Annotated in this window: 18 protein-coding genes; 4 read left to right on the top strand and 14 right to left on the bottom strand. The window is 63.6% G+C overall.

Annotation, left to right across the window (positions count from 1 at the left end):
• Window positions 1–16: 16 nt before the first annotated feature.
• Both P3T21_RS31970 and P3T21_RS31965 read right to left on the bottom strand, forming a co-directional pair.
• Window positions 17–874 carry a glycosyltransferase gene (locus tag P3T21_RS31970; protein WP_429259945.1) on the bottom strand — a complete coding sequence of 286 codons (858 nt, stop codon included), beginning with the start codon at window positions 872–874 and terminating at the stop codon, window positions 17–19.
• Window positions 871–2,133 (bottom strand): oligosaccharide flippase family protein, encoded by a 1,263-nt coding sequence (locus P3T21_RS31965; RefSeq protein WP_429259944.1) that lies wholly within the window; start codon window positions 2,131–2,133, stop codon window positions 871–873. The genes P3T21_RS31970 and P3T21_RS31965 overlap by 4 nt, the downstream gene beginning before the upstream one ends.
• A gap of 302 nt (window positions 2,134–2,435) precedes the next feature.
• Here P3T21_RS31965 and P3T21_RS31960 point away from each other — a divergent pair, with 302 nt between their 5' ends.
• The 4 genes from P3T21_RS31960 to waaA all read left to right on the top strand — a co-directional run bounded on the left by P3T21_RS31960 (window position 2,436) and on the right by waaA (window position 7,602).
• Window positions 2,436–3,830: a phosphomannomutase/phosphoglucomutase gene (locus tag P3T21_RS31960; protein ID WP_429259943.1), complete on the top strand. Its 1,395-nt coding sequence runs from the start codon at window positions 2,436–2,438 to the stop codon at window positions 3,828–3,830.
• Between the two features lie 282 nt (window positions 3,831–4,112).
• Window positions 4,113–5,114, top strand: a complete 1,002-nt coding sequence (waaC, locus tag P3T21_RS31955; RefSeq protein ID WP_429259942.1) for a lipopolysaccharide heptosyltransferase I — start codon at window positions 4,113–4,115, stop codon at window positions 5,112–5,114.
• 120 nt (window positions 5,115–5,234) lie between these two features.
• Window positions 5,235–6,119, top strand: coding sequence for a Kdo hydroxylase family protein (locus P3T21_RS31950; protein ID WP_429259941.1), 885 nt, complete (start codon window positions 5,235–5,237; stop codon window positions 6,117–6,119).
• 136 nt (window positions 6,120–6,255) lie between these two features.
• Complete coding sequence (waaA, locus tag P3T21_RS31945) at window positions 6,256–7,602, top strand: lipid IV(A) 3-deoxy-D-manno-octulosonic acid transferase (protein WP_429259940.1); 1,347 nt, start codon at window positions 6,256–6,258, stop codon at window positions 7,600–7,602.
• 59 nt (window positions 7,603–7,661) lie between these two features.
• On the opposite strand, the gene P3T21_RS31940 is transcribed toward waaA, so the two are convergent.
• The 12 genes from P3T21_RS31940 to urtE all read right to left on the bottom strand — a co-directional run bounded on the left by P3T21_RS31940 (window position 7,662) and on the right by urtE (window position 18,202).
• Window positions 7,662–9,188, bottom strand: a complete 1,527-nt coding sequence (locus tag P3T21_RS31940) for a glycosyltransferase family 39 protein (RefSeq protein ID WP_429259939.1) — start codon at window positions 9,186–9,188, stop codon at window positions 7,662–7,664.
• A gap of 33 nt (window positions 9,189–9,221) precedes the next feature.
• A complete protein-coding gene (locus P3T21_RS31935; RefSeq protein ID WP_429259938.1) occupies window positions 9,222–9,614 on the bottom strand; it encodes a GtrA family protein in 393 nt (130 codons plus the stop codon).
• Window positions 9,611–10,573 (bottom strand): glycosyltransferase family 2 protein, encoded by a 963-nt coding sequence (locus tag P3T21_RS31930; protein WP_429259937.1) that lies wholly within the window; start codon window positions 10,571–10,573, stop codon window positions 9,611–9,613. The genes P3T21_RS31935 and P3T21_RS31930 overlap by 4 nt, the downstream gene beginning before the upstream one ends.
• Window positions 10,574–10,711: 138 nt before the next feature.
• Entirely contained in the window at window positions 10,712–11,353 is a 642-nt protein-coding gene (gene ureG / locus P3T21_RS31925) for an urease accessory protein UreG (protein WP_429259936.1), read from the bottom strand.
• Window positions 11,354–11,365: 12 nt separating this feature from the next.
• Window positions 11,366–12,046 (bottom strand): urease accessory protein UreF, encoded by a 681-nt coding sequence (locus P3T21_RS31920; protein WP_429259960.1) that lies wholly within the window; start codon window positions 12,044–12,046, stop codon window positions 11,366–11,368.
• Window positions 12,033–12,686 (bottom strand): urease accessory protein UreE, encoded by a 654-nt coding sequence (ureE, locus tag P3T21_RS31915; RefSeq protein WP_429259935.1) that lies wholly within the window; start codon window positions 12,684–12,686, stop codon window positions 12,033–12,035. Before ureE ends, P3T21_RS31920 begins: the two co-directional genes overlap by 14 nt.
• Before the next feature lie 7 nt (window positions 12,687–12,693).
• The gene (gene ureC / locus P3T21_RS31910; RefSeq protein ID WP_429259934.1) at window positions 12,694–14,400 is read right to left on the bottom strand and encodes an urease subunit alpha; all 1,707 of its coding nucleotides are present in this window, start codon (window positions 14,398–14,400) and stop codon (window positions 12,694–12,696) included.
• A 72-nt stretch (window positions 14,401–14,472) separates the two neighbouring features.
• Entirely contained in the window at window positions 14,473–14,778 is a 306-nt protein-coding gene (locus P3T21_RS31905; RefSeq protein ID WP_429259933.1) for an urease subunit beta, read from the bottom strand.
• A gap of 10 nt (window positions 14,779–14,788) precedes the next feature.
• Entirely contained in the window at window positions 14,789–15,091 is a 303-nt protein-coding gene (ureA, locus tag P3T21_RS31900; protein ID WP_429259959.1) for an urease subunit gamma, read from the bottom strand.
• A 147-nt stretch (window positions 15,092–15,238) separates the two neighbouring features.
• Window positions 15,239–16,042 (bottom strand): transporter substrate-binding domain-containing protein, encoded by an 804-nt coding sequence (locus P3T21_RS31895; RefSeq protein ID WP_429259932.1) that lies wholly within the window; start codon window positions 16,040–16,042, stop codon window positions 15,239–15,241.
• A gap of 286 nt (window positions 16,043–16,328) precedes the next feature.
• Window positions 16,329–17,210, bottom strand: coding sequence for an urease accessory protein UreD (locus P3T21_RS31890; protein ID WP_429259931.1), 882 nt, complete (start codon window positions 17,208–17,210; stop codon window positions 16,329–16,331).
• Window positions 17,211–17,509: 299 nt separating this feature from the next.
• Window positions 17,510–18,202: an urea ABC transporter ATP-binding subunit UrtE gene (gene urtE / locus P3T21_RS31885; protein ID WP_429259930.1), complete on the bottom strand. Its 693-nt coding sequence runs from the start codon at window positions 18,200–18,202 to the stop codon at window positions 17,510–17,512.
• Window positions 18,203–18,897: the final 695 nt, after the last annotated feature.

Below are 18,897 nucleotides of genomic sequence, written 5' to 3'. Positions count from 1 at the left end.
AACTGCCAGATGAGGCTCAACCTGCTGCCCGCGAGGCGAACAGCGTGCGCTTGATCCGTTGCAACGCGCTATAGGGCACGACGAAATGCAGCAGGTTTTTAGCGAGCCCGAGCCAGTCGTAGAGATTGGCTGGGTTGAAGTAATGCAGTTGCAGCTTCAGCGTCGAGCTGATCTGCTGACGGCGTTTCGTCGCGCTGATGCCGCCTTCGTTGAGTTCGTAATACAGGCCCAGTTCGGCGAGATTCGCGCAGTCGTAGCGTTCCATCAGGCGCAGGAACAGATCGAGATCTTCCGCGGAACGATATGCCGCGCGATAGTTGCCGACGGCGCGCACGGCGTCGATACGCAGCATCATCGAAGGATGCACGAAGCAGCCACGAAAGAAGCGGATGCGGCGGATCGCCTGCGGATCAGCGGGCGGGCTCAGCATGAAAACCGGCGTGCCGTCGCGCGTGACGACCTGCGCCCACATGCCGAGGCCTGCGCTCTGCAGGTGCGCTTCGAGATATGCGCGCTGTTTCGCGAGCCGCTTCGGCACCGTGCGATCGCCCGCGTCGATGCGCGCGGCGTAGCGGAAGCCGCGCTCGGCGAGCGCATCGATGCCCGTTTGCAAGGCGCGCTCGATGCCGCCGTTCCTCGGCATGCGCAGCACTTCGATCGACATGTTCGCAATCGCGGGCGCGACGATCGGCGGCGTGCTGCCGTCGTCGACGATCAGGGCGTAGATCGGCGCGTCTTCGCTGAACGACGCAAGCGTGCGGTCCACATCGGCCTGGCCGTTGTAAGCGGGCATCAGGATCGCGACGTCACTGAGCGCGCCCACGCGAGGCGCGCCACCAGTCGGGTTCGCGGATAACGGCACAGATGAACTCATGGACGCAGCTTGAAACGGATGTAGTAAAGATTGACGGCCGCAGCGGCCAGATAACCGGCCGCCAGCCCGACGAGCGGACCATATGCGCCCAGACGCGGAATCATCAGCAGATTGACGGCGAAAGCCACCGCAAGCGCCAGCAGCCACTTCGACAGCAAGACGAATTTCGCCTGATATTTCAGCACGACGAGGTTGCCGATCGCCTCGATGCCTGCCGGCACGGAGAGCCAGACAGCCCAGCGGAAAATCCCGATCGCGCCTTCATACGACGGCCCGAACACACGGCTGATGATGAACCCGGCCAGCAGATCCAGCACCAGCGCGCCGCCCACCATCAGCAGCGCGGTCATCGCCATCAGCCGCCACATGTTGCGCCGCAGACGCACGGCGTCCTGCACACGGTAGACAAAGGCGGGCGCGAGCGTTTGCGCGAGCATCAGCGCGAGCGTGATCCAGTTCTCGTTCAACTGCTGCGCAGCGGAATAGCGCCCAAGATCGGCAAACGAGATCGTGCGTTCGAGCATCAGCCGGTCGAGCTTGAGAAACAGATACATGCAGATGAGCCCGAGCCAGAACACCGTGCCCGCGGTCGCGAAATGACGGAAAAGCGAGCGGTCGAGATGCCAGCCGAGCTTGCCGCCATGCCGGCGCATGTAATACACCAGCAGCACGCCGCCGATCGCCGCCGATTCCAGCGCCCACAGCCAGCCGAATCCCGACGGCGCGGCCGCCGCGCGCACCAGCAGCCAGACGAGCGCGGCCTTGAAGAGGGCCGTCGTCATGCTGGTGAGCAGCTGTGGCTTGCTGTACGTCATGCTTTGCAGCCACGCATTGATCACGCCGACGAACGGCTCGCGAAACAGCATCGTGACGGCCAGCCCCGCGAGCATCGCGCCGACGAGCGGATCGGTCAGCCCCGCCGCGATCCCGGCCCACGTCAGGAGCAGGGCAACCGCTGAAACCGACAGTCGCAGCACAAACGCGCTGCCGAGCACCGTGCCGAGCTGTTCAGATGAACGATGGACGATGGTCGGCACGAGAATTTCCGCGCCGCACACCCAGGTGATGGGAGACAGCACCAGCAGCAGCGTATTGGCGTACTGCCATTTGCCGAACGTGTCCGGGCCGAAATAACGCGCCAGCACGCCGCTGATCGCGATCGCAACGGCAATCTGCGTGAGCCGCTCCAGCCCCAGCCAGACGATGTTGGCGACTGCTTTCGTGACATCCGGACTGGCGAAGCGCCTGAGCGTCAGCATCCGCGGCCCGCGAGTGCCGGGGTGCGCGACTGGATTCGCCCTTCAGCACGCGTCGTGCCTGCCCCGATGGAAGGACGACTGGATACGTGAGCGCATGCCCGCCTCGTCGCACGCCGTGGCAACTTTATGAGGAAGACGCGTCTAAGCATTAGAATGGCGCCAGAAGGCGTATCTGAAAAACCGCAATTATAAGTTGGAACCGGACCGCTTCCGGCAAGGGCGCCATGCGGTCATCATGGAAGTCACAGTGATGACGCAGAACGCCAGTCAAATTTCTCCATTGCACGCAAGTGAGCCAATCCATGATCTCCAAATCGATTTTCAAGGCCTATGACATTCGCGGTGTGATCGGCAAGACGCTGGACACCGACGCAGCCCGTTCGATCGGTCGCGCGTTCGGCAGCGAAGTGCGTGCGCAGGGCGGCGATGCCGTCGTGGTCGCGCGTGACGGACGTCTGTCGGGCCCGGATCTCATCGCAGCACTGTCGGACGGCCTGCGTGCGGCCGGCGTCGATGTCGTGAACGTCGGCATGGTGCCGACGCCCGTCGGCTACTTCGCGGCCAGCGTGCCGCTGAAGCTCGCGGGCGGCGAGCGTCGCGTCGATTCGTGCATCGTCGTGACTGGCAGCCACAATCCGCCGGACTACAACGGCTTCAAGATGGTCCTGCGCGGCGCGGCCATCTATGGCGAGCAGATCCTGGCGCTGCATCAGCGCATCGTCGACGACAACTTCTCCGAGGGCAGCGGTACGTATGCCGATTACGATATCGAGGATGCTTACCTCGAACGCATCGCGAGCGACATCAAGCTGACGCGCCCGCTGAAGATCGTCGTCGATACGGGCAACGGCGTGGCGGGCGGTCTCGCGCCGAAGCTGTTCAGGAAGCTCGGCTGCGACCTCGTGGAGCTGTTCACGGAGATCGACGGCAACTTCCCGAACCACCACCCGGACCCGGCACACCCGGAAAACCTGCAGGACGTGATCCGCGCGCTGAAGGAAACCGACGCCGAAATCGGCTTTGCGTTCGATGGCGACGGCGACCGCCTGGGTGTCGTGACCAAAGACGGCCAGATCATCTATCCGGACCGTCAGCTGATGCTGTTCGCCGAAGAAGTGCTGTCCCGCAACAAGGGCGCGCAGATCATCTATGACGTGAAGTGCACGCGCAATCTCGCAAAGTGGGTGCGCGAGAAGGGCGGCGAGCCGCTGATGTGGAAGACGGGTCACTCGCTCGTGAAGGCGAAGCTGCGTGAAACCGGCGCGCCGCTCGCGGGTGAAATGAGCGGCCACGTGTTCTTCAAGGACCGCTGGTACGGTTTCGACGACGGCCTGTACACCGGCGCACGTCTGCTGGAAATCCTCTCGCGCGTGAAGGATCCGAGCAAGCTGCTGAACAGCCTGCCGAATTCGCATTCCACGCCGGAACTGCAGCTGAAGCTCGAAGAAGGCGAGAACTTCGAACTGATCGGCCGCCTGCAGCAAAGCGCGCAGTTCACCGGCGCGGACGATGTCGTGAAGATCGACGGCCTGCGCGTCGAGTATCCGGACGGTTTTGGCCTCGCGCGCTCGTCGAATACGACGCCGGTCGTCGTGATGCGCTTCGAAGCAGATAACGACGCGGCGCTCAAGCGGATTCAGGAAGATTTCCGCCGCGTGATCCTCGCGGAGAAGCCGGACGCAAAATTGCCGTTCTAACGGTCAGACGGGCGGCATGGCGGGCGGGTTGCACCCCTCCCGCGATGACACCGCCGTCGGACGCGGCGCGTGGCGGGAGCCATTGCGCCGCGTTTTTATGTGTTCTGCCCGCGTTTGCGTGGCAACGTGCCCGGACGTTTGCTCCAGCCGTTCGGCCTCGACGTACGGCCTCGCTGTCCGGCCTCGACGCACGGCAGAGACTTATCCCGGAATCGGCGCCGGTCGCGATAGAATTGCGGTCCCATTCACGCATCTTCGAGCCGCTTTGCCGGTATTTATCACTTGAGCGTACAAAAGATCCTGATCGTGCGGGTGTCGTCGCTCGGCGACGTCGTCCACAACATGCCGGTGATTGCCGATATCCGTCGCCGGTATCCCGATGCGCAGATCGACTGGCTCGTCGAAGAAAGCTTTATTGAGCTGGTGCAGCTCGTCGACGGCGTGCGCCGCGCGATTCCGTTTTCGCTGCGCCGCTGGCGCAAGCGTCTGTTTTCGCTCGATAACTGGCGCGAGATCGGCGCATTCCGCCGCGCGCTCGCCGCCGAAAAATACGATCTGGTGATCGACTGCCAGGGGCTCATCAAGACCGCGTGGGTCGCCAGCTGGGCGCGTGGGCCGCTCGTCGGCCTCGCGAACCGCACCGACGGCGCCGGCTTCGAATGGCCGGTGCGCTTTTTCTACGACCAGCGTGTGCCGATCCCGCCGCGCACGCACGTTGTCGAACGCACGCGCCAGCTGGTGGCGGGCGCGCTCGGCGAACCCGCGCCGCAACCCACCGACGACATCGACTTCGGCCTCGACACGCGGCGCGCGGCACTGGCGCTCTCGGCGCTCGGGCTGAACCTGCCGGTGCCGTATGTGGTGTTCGTGCATGCCACCTCACGCACCGACAAGCAGTGGCCCGATACGGCGTGGATCGAGCTCGGCCAGTCGCTGGTGCGGCGTGGCGCGTCGATCGTGCTGCCGTGGGGCAGCGACGCCGAGCGCGAGACGAGCGAGCGGCTCGCACGCGAATTCGGCGCGGCGGCCATCGTGCCGCCGAGGTTGTCGCTGCCGGCGGTGGTTGGGCTGATCGACGGCGCAGCGGCGACGGTCGGCGTTGACACAGGTCTAGTTCACATCGCGGCGGCGCTGAAACGGCCGACGGTCGAGTTGTACAATTTCGCCACCGCGTGGCGTACTGGCGGCTACTGGTCGCCGAACGTCGTCAATCTCGGCACGGCCGGCCAGCCGCCGACGCTCCAGCAGGTGAAATCCGCGCTGGCCGGTTTCGGACTGCTTTGAGGTTGCGGTGCGGGTTGCGTTGGGGACTGGCACGAAACGTATTCCCTGACGGCTACCCGGTTGCGGCCAAACCGCCGCGCCACGAACACGCTACGCACCACCCGCTTCAAAAGGGCGACCATGAACGAATCCCAGATCATCGAAGTCGCATCTGCCGACTGGCAGGGACTCAACCTGTCCGTTCCGCGCGAGACGCTGCTCGCAGGTGTCGAGCGCGGCAAGGTGCTGTATTTCCCGAACCTGCGCTTTGCGATCGAAGGCGGCGAGCAGGCGCTGCTTGACCCGGCGATCGCCGATCCGAAGCGCAAGAACATCAGCCTCGAACCGAACGGCGGCGCGTTGCACGGCGTGCTCGGCGATGCGGTGGCGCAATCGGCGGTGCGTGCGCTGATCGCGCGGTATCAGTCGAATGCGCGCTCGCTCGTCGATGGGCTTTTCCCCGAATACGACGGCAAGCTGCGCGTCGCGCCGACCAGTCTGCGTCTGCATCGGGTGGAAACGCGCCAGACGTCGTGGCGCAAGGACGACAGCCGTCTGCACGTCGACGCCTTCCCGTCGCGGCCCAACTATGGCGAACGGATCCTGCGCGTCTTCACGAACGTGAATCCGCATGGCGCGCCGCGCGTGTGGCGCGTCGGCGAACCGTTCGAGGATATGGCGAAGCGCTTCCTGCCAAAGATCAAGCCGCAGATGCCCGGTTCCGCCTGGCTGCAGCATCTGCTGCACGTCACCAAATCGCCGCGTAGCGAGTACGACCATCTGATGCTGAACCTGCACGACGGCATGAAAGCCGACCTCGACTATCAGAAGGCCAGTCCGCAGGAAACGATGCCGTTTCCGCCGGGCAGCGTGTGGGTGTGTTTTTCGGATCAGACGTCGCACGCTGTGATGTCCGGCCAGTTCATGCTCGAGCAGACATTCTTCCTGCCGGTCAAGGCGATGGCGCAGCCGGAGTGCGCGCCGCTTGGCATCCTCGAGCGCCTGAAGGGCAGGGCGCTGGTTTGAGCGCGGCTCTTCGCGCGTCGCGCCCGGTGTTTCGCCCGGTTTTTCTCCCGGGTTTGCTCCGCTACGTTCGCGTCGGCGCTCGCCCTGGCGATTGCCTCGGCGTCCGCCTCTGCGCTCCCGTCCGCATGGAGGCGGGATGCTGAGAGTCATCTATAACGCGCTCTGGTGGATCGTCGCGCCGCTGGCGGTCTTGCGGCTCCTGATCCGCTCGCGTCGCGAGCACGGTTATCGCGAGCATATCGGCGAACGCTTCGGCCGCACGCGTGGACGCCGTCCCGATGACGATGCACCGTTGATCTGGGTGCACGCGGTATCGGTGGGCGAGACACGCGCCGCGCAGCCGCTGATCGAAGCGCTGCTCAACGCGCGTCCTGACGCACGCATTCTCCTCACGCACATGACGCCGAGCGGTCGCGCGACCGGCGAGCAGATTTTCGGCGACCGGGTGCTGCGCAGCTATCTGCCGTACGACATGCCGCATGCCGTGCGACGCTTCCTGCGCGCATGGCGGCCATCGATCGGCGTCGTGATGGAAACTGAAGTGTGGCCGACGCTGATCGACGAATGCCGTCGCGCCGATGTACCGCTCGTGCTCACCAATGCACGGATGTCGGCGCGTTCATTCAAACGCGCGGCGAAGTTCGGCAAGGCGACGCGCGAGGTGTTCGGCGGCTTTGCACGCGTGCTGGCGCAAAGTCCTTCGGACGCTGAACGTTTGACGGCGCTCGGTGCGCGCAACGTCGCCGTGCTGGGCAACCTCAAGTTCGATATGGCGACGCCGCCCGAACTCGCGGCTCGCGGACATGCATGGCGTGCGGCAATCGGCACGCGCCCGGTGTGGGTCGCGGCGAGCACGCGCGAGGGCGAAGAGGCGCTGGTGCTGCAGGCGTTCGCGGCGCTCGGCGTCGAAGATGCGCTGCTGGTTCTGGTGCCGCGTCATCCGCAGCGCTTCGATGAAGTGGCTGCGCTGGCGGAGAAAACGGGCCTGCGTTGCGAGCGTCGATCGAAGTGGGCGCCGGCAGGTGCGGCGGCGAGCCCCGTGGGTTCAGCGCAGACCATTCCGGCGTTGCCCGGCGACGTCACCGTGCTGCTCGGCGATTCAATGGGCGAACTGGGCGCTTACTATGCCGCGTCCGATCTGGCGTTTATCGGCGGCAGTCTGTTGCCGCTTGGCGGACAGAATCTGATCGAAGCCTGCGCGGTCGGTGTGCCCGTGCTGATCGGGCCACACGTGTTCAATTTCACGCAGGCGACCGCGGACGCGGTCGCCGCCGGCGCGGCGGTGCAGGTGCAGGATCCGGCCGATCTCGCGCGGGTGTTGCGCGAACTCTTCGAAGACCGTTCGCGACGTATCGCGATGGGCGGCGCGGCGTCGGCGTTTGCCGCACGTCATCGGGGCGCGACGGCGCGCACGGTGGATGTGCTGACCACGCTTTTACCGGACGAACGCGACCGGGCTGACCCCGCATTGGTGACCGCGTAGTGACCACATTAGTCACCACCGTATCGACGCCGGCCCTTATGCCGGCGTCGAAGCACTAGCTACCGCGTGTGCGGCATCACCAGAAACATCTCATAGGTGCGTTCCGGCAACGACATACCCCATGCGTGCTTTCTCACGCTCAGCGGCACAGGTTGCGTCCCGCTGAGCGCGTGCGATTCCCGCAGGCAGGCGGTGTCGTTCTGTTCACAGACCAGCAGCGCGCCGAGGCTGGTCAGATCGTCCTTTACCAGCCACGGTGTGGAGCGCGGCTCGTCGATATTCCAGAACCGTGTGTGGCCGTCGCTATAGAAGGCAATCGACTGGGCCTCGTGAACCGAGCCGCCGACGATCGGCAGATCCTGCCCCGTGCGCTCGCGCCACGCGGCGTGAGCGGCGCTGGCCAGTTCGGCACGCGGGTCGACCGCGCTGTCTCCGTGTTTCTTCGCGTCGAGATACCCGACGGTCGCGGACGCGACCAGAACCAGCGTCCAGTAGACGCAAAGCATGCGAACCGCCCGCGCAGGCGCGAGTTTGATGCCTGCGTGATCGAGAATCGCGAGCCACAGCGGAACAATCGCAAACCACTGCGCCATGCCCCACACCGAAGACATCTGTGTTTTGGCCAGCACGGCCATCACGCCGACGACGATCCACGGGCCCATCGCGAGACACCACAACTCGGGATGCAGCGACGGTTTGACGACACCTTGCATCATCAATTTTGCTGCGCGGCGGCGTTCGGCCGGAACCAGAAGCAGCACGAATCCGAAGCTCAGCACCAGATAGCCGATCTGCGCGAGCGTGTAGATGCCAAACCGGCCGACCGCATCCCACAGCATCCCGCCGGTGCGCTCGGACGCGTATCCGAAGGTGGGGAAGTGGTTCAACACGAGCCACCGCACATGCGCGAACAACGCGACGACGCCGCCGGCGGCCACCCAAAGTGAGCGCAGGCTCAATGTCCTCGCGCGCCAGGCGGGCCGCGCGAGCGCAGCGCCGAGCAGTGCGACGAGCAGCACGACGGAGAAGTACTTCCCGAGTATCGCAAGACCGGCGAACACGCCGAGTGCGAATGCCCACCGCCTGCCGCCCGACTGCATGAAGCGGACGAAGAAATACGCGGTCCAGGGCCACACGGACAGCAGCACGGCATTCGCATTGAATTTGATCGCGAGATTCGTATAGAGCGGCGAGACGGCCATCGCGAGGCCTGCCACGATCGCGAGCCGCCACGGCATAAAGCGTCTTCCCAGCGCCACGATGCCGAGCAACCCGATGAGCGCGTTGATTGCCGAGAGCGCGAAGTAGGCGAGATCAGTGTGCGGCGCGATGCTGAACCACGCAGCGGTAATCCACGCAAAGAGCGGCGGATGCTTCACATAGCCAGCCTGCCATTCGATGCCCCACGCATAGTTCTCGACCATGTCGCCCTGGAAATCCAGATTGCCTCGCGACAGCCAGGCGGCAAATGTCCAGACCACTGCGTGCACCAGCAACAGCGACAAAAACCGCACGCTGCTGGATTGAGCGAGGGTACCGTTTGATCGATCGGACGTCCGATCATGGGAAGCGAATAGTTCAGCCATGAGTCATGCTCGATGTAATGGGCGCGTTCGACTTCACGCCGGTTGTCTCCTGAACGCCCATATCGAGTTCGCGACGTACGTTGTCGCCAGGACGCAGACGGTTGCCGCGCATTGCGCAAGCAGATACGGCACGCTCAGCCAGTGCGCGAGCAGGAACATGCACACGCTGTTGACCGCGATGCCAGCCGCAGCCACGGCGAAAAACCGTGGCGCGATATGCACGTGCCGCCCGGAACTTCTGAACGTCAAGTGGTAATTGAGGACGTAGTTGACGATGGCGCCGAAGACGGCACCGATGCCCGATGCCGTGACGGCGCCCAGCATCTTCGTCGATACGAGCGCGAACAGCACCACATACTGGACGCCTGTACCTGTCGCACCGACGCATACGTAAGCGCAGAACCGGAGAAATCTGCGCTGCGTCATGTGTCGGATTGCTGGTAAATTTTCCGGATGATGTACACGGGGCGACGCTTGGTCTCCACGTACATCCGTCCGATGTATTCACCGATCACGCCGATGCCGATGAGTTGCACACCGCCCAGAAAGAGCACGGCGGTAATGATCGACGCATAGCCCGGAATGTCCACGCCGCGAATCAGCGTGCGCAGGATCAGATAGCCCGAATAGAGCATCGCGAAGGCAGCCGTGAAGCCGCCGATATACGTCCAGATGCGCAGCGGCAGCGTGCTGAAGCTGGTCATGCCTTCCAGCGCGAAATTCCAGAGCTTCCAGCCTGAGAATTTCGTTTTGCCGGCGGCGCGCGGGCGGCGCGAATACTCGATCTCCGCGGTCCTGAAGCCGATCCACGCGAAGAGGCCCTTCATAAAGCGGCGGTTTTCGGGCAGCTGCTTGAGGGCGTCGACGGCAGGCCGCGACATCAGGCGAAAATCGCCGGCATTCACGGGGATCTTGATGTCGGAGATCGCGTTGTGCACGCGATAGAACAGCGCCGCGCTGTTGCGTTTCGCGTAGCTGTCAGTCTGGCGCTCGGACCGCTTTGCGAGCACCACGTCATAGCCTTCACGCCATTTGTCGACCATCGCCGGAATCGCTTCCGGCGGATCCTGCAGGTCTGCGTCGAACGGGATGACCGCCTCGCCCGTGGCCGCGTCGATCCCCGCGGTCATGGCCGCTTCCTTGCCGAAATTGCGGGACAGGTCGATTACCTTGATGCGCGGGTCGTCCGCACATGCCGCGAGCAGGTGATCAAGTGTTGAATCGGTACTGCCATCATTGACGCAGACAATTTCGTAGTCGGCGTGCGCAATATTGCGCAGAACCGGGCTTACTTCACGAAAGAATGCATCGACGACCTCCGACTCGTTATAAAAGGGCACGACGAGCGAAATCAGATCTTTCGCGCCCGGACTCCGAGGGATCATCTTGTCGTTGGGGAAAGGCCGCAATGTTATAAGGTGGTGCGATCAGTCTCTCGAACACGATCTGCCAGTTGCCCCGTGGCGAGCGAGAGTCAATGCGCATTCTAACATTTGCAACACTTTTGCCTTTCCACGCGGTGCCTACACCGTAAGCAGGCCCTTTTTCTCAATAAATGCGATCACGTCGGCGAGTCCGTCGAGCGCCTTCAGATTGGACATGACGAACGGCCGTTCGCCGCGCATCTTCTTCGCATCCGACGCCATCACCTCCAGATTGGCACCGACCATCGGCGCGAGATCCGTCTTGTTGATCACGAGCAGATCCGACTTCGTGATACCCGGGCCGCCCTTGCGCGGAATTTTTTCGCCGCCGGCGACGTCGATCACGTAGATCGTCAGGTCCGACAGCTCCGGGCTGAAGGTTGCCGCGAGATTGTCGCCGCCTGATTCGATGAACACGATGTCCGCGTCGGGGAAGCGCTTCAGCATCCGGTCGACGGCTTCCAGGTTGATCGAGGCGTCTTCGCGGATCGCCGTGTGCGGGCAGCCGCCCGTCTCGACGCCCATGATGCGCTCGGCCGGCAGCGCGCCCGCGACGGTCAGGAGACGCTGGTCTTCCTTCGTGTAGATATCGTTGGTGATCGCGACGAGGTCGTAGCGCTCGCGCATCGCCTTGCAGAGCATTTCGAGCAGCGTGGTCTTGCCGGAACCGACCGGGCCGCCGACGCCGACGCGCAGCGGAGGCAGTTTCTTCGTACGTTGAGCAGGATGAGATGCGTTCATGTCTGGATAAGCTTATGAGCGGAAGAGCCGCGAATACTGTGACTCGTGCCGCGCCGACAGAATGCCGAGTTGCGGCGCGAAGGTGTTGATATCGTCGGGTGACGTGGCGAGCGTGCGTGCCACGGCTTCGTCGATGAGATCGCGTAGCGCGACGATGATGCGTTGCCCCGCGAGTTGTCCGAGCGGTACGGCTTTCAACGCAGCGGCGGCCTGATTCTCGACCCAGCTGAAGGCGTAGGCGGCGAGGGCGGCGTCTGTGGCCGCGTCGTGGGCCCATGCGGCGTAGGCGAATGCAGTGGGTTGCGCGACGGGCGTCATCGAAGCGAGTGTCGCGCGCCGCGCAGCGTCGCCCCATTCGAGCGATGCGCACAGCTGCCGGAGCGACCAGCCCATCTGCTCCGTCTCGCGACGAAGCTCCGCTGATTCGCGGCTCGCGAGATAGTGCGAATTTGCTTCGATGAGCGCGGCGACGTGGTGCGAACGCCAGCGTTCGATCTGATGCGCGAGAAACGGCAATTCACCGCGGGCGAGCACGGTGGTGAGGCCGCTTGCGATCCAGTCGCGCGCGCTGTCGGCATCGGTCACGAGTTGCGCTTCGATCGCCGCTTCAAGACCCTGCGAATAGCTGAACGCACCGATCGGCAACGCCGGTGACGCAAGATGCAGCAGCGCCGTGAGTTCAGCGATGCGCATGGTGATGATGCGCGTGGCCGCAATTGCTGTGGTCGTGGTCGCTGTCGTGCGCGTGGTCGTGCGGGTGATCGTGCGAATGCGAGTGGCCGTGATCGTGCGCGTGATCGTGCGAATGGTCATGCCCATGGTGCTCATCGAACACCTGCTGCGCGATCGCGTAGTCTTCGGCGAAGGTCTCGTCGTGACCGTGCTTGTGGCCGCCGCCATACGCGCCCGTTTCCGGCTGGAACGGCATCGATACCTGATCGACCGATGTGCCGAGACGCTTGAGCATATCCGCGAGCACAGGATCGAATTCGAGCTTCAGGAAATCGTCGCCGATTTCGACGGGCGTGTGGCGATTGCCGAGGTGATACGCAGCGCGCGTCAGCGTTAAACGATCGGGCGCGCGCACGTACAGCACTTCTTCGGCTGCGGCCACCACGCGCACCAGGGCGCCATCCTGCACGACCAGCACATCGCCGTCGCGCAGCACCGTGCCGCGCGCAAGCACTAGCGCGACTTCTTCGCCATTGTCGAGCGTCGCCGCGAGACGGCTTTTACAGCGTGCATCGAACGCGAGCGTCAAGGTCGGCGCGCGCTTCACCAGCACGGCGGCAAGCTTGATGTGCGGGTCGATGCGTTTATCGATAGTGCGCATCTGGGCTCTAAAAGAGAAAGTAGCGTTGTGCCATCGGCAGAACGGTCGCGGGTTCGCAGGTCAGCAACTGGCCGTCCGCGACCACTTCGTAGGTTTCCGGGTCGACGGTAATCGCCGGCCTCCACGCATTGTGGATCATGTCGGCTTTTGTGATGTTACGGCAGTTCTTGACCGCGACAACGCGTTTGTTCAGACCATAACGCCCGGCGACGCCCGCATCGGCGGCCATCTGCGAGACGAATGTGAGCGACGTACGTCCCAGCGCGCCACCACGCGTCGCGAACATGTCGCGGTAATGCACGGGTTGCGGGGTCGGAATCGATGCATTCGGGTCGCCCATCTGCGCCATCGCGATCATGCCGCCCTTGAGAATCAGCGAAGGCTTGATGCCGAAAAATGCCGGCTCCCAGAACACGAGGTCGGCCCACTTGCCCGGCTCGATCGAACCGACTTCATGCGCGATGCCGTGCGTAATTGCCGGGTTGATCGTGTACTTCGCGACATAACGTTTCGCGCGGAAGTTGTCGTTGCGTGCGGTGTCTTCAGCCAGCGCGCCGCGTTGCACCTTCATCTTGTGCGCCGTTTGCCACGTGCGGATGATCACTTCGCCGACGCGTCCCATCGCCTGCGAATCCGACGACAGCATCGACAGCGCGCCGAGATCGTGCAGGATGTCTTCGGCCGCAATCGTCTCGCGACGGATGCGCGATTCGGCGAACGCGATGTCTTCCGCAATCGAAGGGTCCAGGTGATGGCACACCATCAGCATGTCGAGATGCTCGTCGAGCGTATTGACGGTGTACGGACGCGTCGGATTCGTCGACGACGGCAGCACGTTCGCTTCGCCGCAGACCTTGATGATGTCCGGTGCGTGACCGCCGCCCGCGCCTTCGGTGTGATACGTGTGGATCGTGCGGCCCTTGAACGCGGCGACGGTCGCTTCGACGAAGCCCGCTTCGTTCAGGGTGTCCGTATGAATCGCAACCTGCGTGTCGGTGTCGTCCGCCACCGAAAGACAGTTGTCGATCGCGGCCGGCGTGGTGCCCCAGTCTTCGTGCAGTTTCAGGCCAATTGCACCCGCGGCGATCTGTTCGACGGCAGGCGCAGGCTGGCTCACGTTGCCCTTGCCGAGAAAGCCGAGATTCATCGGATATCCATCGGCGGCTTGCAGCATGCGCTCGAGATGCCACGGACCCGGCGTACACGTCGTCGCGTTCGTGCCCGTTGCGGGACCCGTGCCGCCGCCGAGCATTGTCGTGACGCCGCTTGCGAGCGCTTCGTCGATCTGCTGCGGGCTGATGAAGTGGATGTGTGTATCGATGCCGCCCGCCGTCACGATCATCCCTTCGCCGGCGATCACTTCCGTGGCTGCACCGATCGCGATCGTCACGCCCGGCTGGATGTCCGGATTGCCCGCCTTGCCGATCGCCGCGATGCGGCCATTCCTGATGCCGATGTCAGCCTTGACGATGCCCCAGTGGTCGAGGATCACCGCGTTCGTGACGACGGTATCGACGACGTCCGCATGGACGCGTTGCGACTGGCCCATGCCGTCGCGGATCACCTTGCCGCCGCCGAATTTCACTTCTTCGCCGTAGGTCGTGAAGTCGCGTTCGACTTCGATCAGCAGCTCGGTATCGGCGAGGCGGACGCGGTCGCCGGTCGTGGGGCCGAACATCTCTGCGTATGCACGGCGGCCGATGCGTAATGTCATAGTTTGAGTCCGGAAATAATCGGTACGATGGTCGGGCTTACTGTAAGTGTCGATAACGCGTCATGCCGCGCGTCAAAGCTTGCCCATCACCTTGCCGTTGAAACCGTAGACGACGCGCTCACCCGCCAGTTCGACCAGTTCGACGGTGCGCTCCTGGCCAGGCTCGAAGCGCACGGCGGTGCCGGCCGCGATGTTCAGGCGAAAGCCGCGCGCCGCTTCGCGATCGAACGCGAGCGCCGCGTTGACTTCATAAAAATGATAGTGCGAGCCGATCTGCACCGGACGGTCGCCGGTATTCGATACCGTGACGGTGATCGTCGTGCGGCCCGCGTTCAGTTCGTGCTCACCTTCGTCGATGAGTAGTTCGCCGGGGATCATGCGGGCTCCTTCACGGGATCGGATGATGGACGGTCACGAGTTTCGTACCGTCGGGAAACGTGGCTTCCACCTGGATATCGGGAATCATCTCGGGCACGCCTTCCATCACATCGTCGCGCGAGAGGAGCGTGGTGCCGTAGTGCATCACTTCGGCGACGGTCTTGCCGTCGCGCGCCGCTTCCATCAATGCGGCTGAAATGAATGCGACGGCTTCCGGATAGTTCAGTTTCAGGCCGCGTGCACGACGCCGCTCAGCGAGCAGCGCGGCGGTGAAGATCAGGAGCTTGTCCTTTTCGCGTGGTGTCAGCTTCATCGGATAGGCAGGAAAGCGAGCCTGCGCCATGACGCGGGCTCTGGTGGTCGGTCAGTGTTGTCCTACGCTGTGCTGCGGTGCGTGCAACGTCAGCGACGCACAGTAACGCCCAACCGCGCAACTTGACAAGCTGAACTAAGGCGCGGCTTACAGATCAGTCGGCAGCGTGGCGCCAAACCACTTCTTCGACATCGTGTTGAGCGTGCCATCCTGCTTCGCCGCTGCGATGGCCGCGTCGACCTTTTGTTGCAGACGCGCTTCGCCCTTGTTCAGGCCGACATAGCACGGCGAGTTCTTGATGACGAACTTCGGCTCCGGACGACGCGGCGGATTCTTCGAGAGGATCGACGCCGCGACGATGTTGCCGGCCGCGATCAGCTGCACCTGGCCTGACAGAAACGCGGCGATGGTCGCGTTGTTGTCTTCGAAGCGCTTGATGGTGGCGTTCGGCGCCATCTGCGTAAGGGCGACTTCTTCGAGCGCGCCGCGCGTGGCGCCGACGGTCTTGCCGGTGAGATCGGCCGGGCTGCTGACCTTGATGTCGGCCGGACCGAACACGCCCTGATAGTACGGCGCGTAGGCGGTGGAGAAATCGATGACCTTCTCGCGCTCGGGCGTCTTGCCGAGCGACGAGATCACGAGATCGACCTTGCTGGTCTGCAGATACGGGATGCGGTTCGCGCTGTTCACCGGCACGAGTTCGAGCTTCACGTTCATCGACTTCGCGAGCAGTGCGGCGGTGTCGATGTCATAGCCTTGCGGTTTCATGTCCGGGCCGACCGAACCGAACGGCGGATAGTCTTCCGGCACGGCGACCTTGAGGGTGCCTGACTTCGTGATGTTGTCGAGTGCATCCGCGTGAGCGGCGGGCGCGATGAAGGCGAGGGCGGGTGAAACCAGCAGCGCGGCGAGCCACGCGCGACGCGTACGGTGGACGATCGGTTGGGTCATGTGGTTTTTCATGGGCGTGTAGTCCGGCGAGCCGGTCGGTTGCCGTCGAGAATGCGGCAGCATCGAGGCGCTAACCGGAGCAAGCCGTGTGCCATGACGGTGCAGCAAGGGCCAGCGGTAAGGTCAGTGTAGGGTGGCACCAGATCTGGGCGCGGACGGCGAGCGTCGTGCGCCGGTTTGGTGCGTTGTCTGGGCGTGGCGGCCTGGCGGCGGTTGCTTCGTTACCTCGCTGACCTGGCAGGTTCGCGATGCCTGCGGGTGCGACGCGCAGTGGGGATGCGTACGCCTACGTCGTCCAGATCCGCAGGGGCACGGCTTCCACGCCGTGAACAAGCGGCCGCAGCTGCAGCCAGCAATCGGTCAGCGCACGTTGCAACGTTTCCATCGATCGCGACACCGCCCGCACGAGCAATACGTTTTCGCTGATGCAGGACGCGGCGGCGCGCAGGGTGCCGTCGAACGGGAGCGTGGCGGTGAGTGTTTCGGCGAGCGCGTCATTGCAGGCTGGGCCGACGGCCCACAGCGTTCCGTAAGCGGGGAAGCCTGCGAGGCCTTGTGGGGAATCGCGCAGCGGATCGGTCGCACAGAGTTGCGCGCGCTCCAGCCATAACAGTTTGCCGTCGCTGCCGACGATACGTGACACCGCGCGCAGCGTGCCTGCCGACCAGCTTTCGCCGGCGGCCTGGCGGCCGAGTTGCGTGGCGTCCCATCCGAGGGCGGTGGCGCCCTGGGCGAGCGTCAGCGTGAAGTCGAGTTCTGCGTGCGCGTGATCGAAGACGATGTTGTTCTGCGGGAGCCAGTCGAGTTTTGCATTTTCGCCGACGCGGATGTTGATGTGCTGTTGCGCCGGGCGGCCGTTCGACTTGTACCACTTGGTGGCGCCGGGCGTCGTGAGGACGGCGTGGGCGCCGGCATCGAGTGTGACGTCGATGTCGAGGCGATCCCCGCCGGCGACACCGCCCGGCGGGTGCACGATGACGGCGTGACAGATCGCGTGGCCTTCGGGATAGAGCGGACGTTGCACGCGCAACGGTCCCTCGTGGCGACGATGCGTCAGCGTCGTGCGTCCGCCGTGCTGCGTGAAGCCGAGTTCGAGCCGCGCCCGCCATTCGCGATGGGCGACGGGTTGCGCGCTGGCGAGCGCAGCGTGATTTTCGTGAAGCGACATGCAGTGGATGTTCTGGAGTGGGCGGCGGTTTTGTCGCGTGGCGACTGGCTGTCGACGGATTGTACTGCCGGGCGTGGCTTGTCGCCCTGACGTTGCGGGTGGGTGTCGACCCGATGTCGACCGGACGCGGATGAGGTGCGGATCAGTTGATGACCGGATGGCTCCTCGCGGGGGACTGGCTGGCCCCCAAGACGTCGATCCGGTGGCTATCGGAACGCGCGCGGATTTCGATCAGGTGGCTCGGAACGCGTATGGACGGTGGCACGATCGGGGGCATCAAACGGCGACGACCGGGGCTATCAGACGGCGATCAATGCGCGCACGCCGTCGGCATCCATGTTGGCGCCTTCGCCGCCTGCGACGATTTCACCGCGGCTCATGACCCAGTAGCGGTCGGCGATGGCTTTGGCGAAGTCGTAGTACTGCTCGACGAGGAGCACGGTCAGGCCCATTTCTTCGACGAGTTGCCGGAGGGTGCGGCCGATGTCCTGGATGATGGATGGCTGGATACCTTCGGTGGGTTCATCGAGGATGAGGAGTTGCGGATCGCTCATGAGTGCGCGGCCGATGGCGAGTTGTTGCTGCTGACCGCCGGAGAGGTCGCCGCCACGGCGGGCGCGCATATCTTTCAGGACCGGGAAGAGGTCATAGATTTTGTCCGGGATTTTTGAAGGGGGTTTTTTGCTCGCTGCGCCGACGAGCAGGTTTTCTTCGACGGTAAGGCGCGGGAAGATGTCGCGGCCTTGTGGCACATATGCTAGTCCTTGCGCTACGCGCGCGTAGGTCGGGAGTCGGGTTAGTGGCGTGTCGCGCCATGCGATCGAGCCGCTCTTTGCCTGGACTGTGCCCATCAGGCATCTCAGTAGTGTTGTCTTGCCGACGCCGTTACGGCCTAACAGGACGGTTAGTTTGCCGTCCGGCACGGTTAGTTTTACATCGCGGAGGATGTGGCTGCCGCCGTAGTACTGGTTTAGTCCGTGGACTTCTAACATTTGGGTTTGCCTCTTCCTGGCTTGCTGTTCGGTTTTGCTTTTTTGCTTTTTTGCTTTTTGCTTTGGCCTTTCCTTGCTTTGCTTTCGGTCTATTAGCGTCGCCCCTGTGCGGGGCGGCACCTACTTTTCTTTGTCCTTGCCAAAGAAAAGTAGGCAAAAGAAAGGCGCCGAAAACTCGTCCGTTCCAGGGTGTGTCGCTGCCGGGGAATGGCACCCCACGAAGTGTCGCCCTCACACTTCACATGACCTTGGTCCGCGCACGATCCGGTCTCCCGCACAGCACCCTTCGTGACAAAGCACTCATTCATCCGACTCCGCACTGCGTGCGTCGCCGTTCGGCATAACCGGTCCGGGCGCGCATCTTCGTCAATCATTGCGTCAACAAAAACTGTTATGCCGCGAATGCAACGGGTAACCAACCGGCGTACTCCGATGTCCGGTCTTCAGCCGCCGCAGCCAGCATCCTTTTATTCCCGCCTGCAAAGCAACCGCCGCGCGTTGCCTGACCCAATCGCGACGCACGTAGTGCGGAGCGGGATGAATGATGGCCTTGTCAGGGGCGTTCAAACTCGCGCGGAACTGACCCGTGCGCGGACCCATACCGCTTGAAGCGCGAGGGCGACACTTTATGGGTTGCCATTCCCCTGTAGCGACGCACCAGGAGGAGCTGAGTTTTCGAGCGCCTTTCTTTTGCC

It is taken from the genome of Paraburkholderia sp. GAS334, assembly GCF_050436625.1.
GTDB lineage: Bacteria > Pseudomonadota > Gammaproteobacteria > Burkholderiales > Burkholderiaceae > Paraburkholderia.
This window is presented reverse-complemented; position numbering and strand designations above follow the sequence as displayed.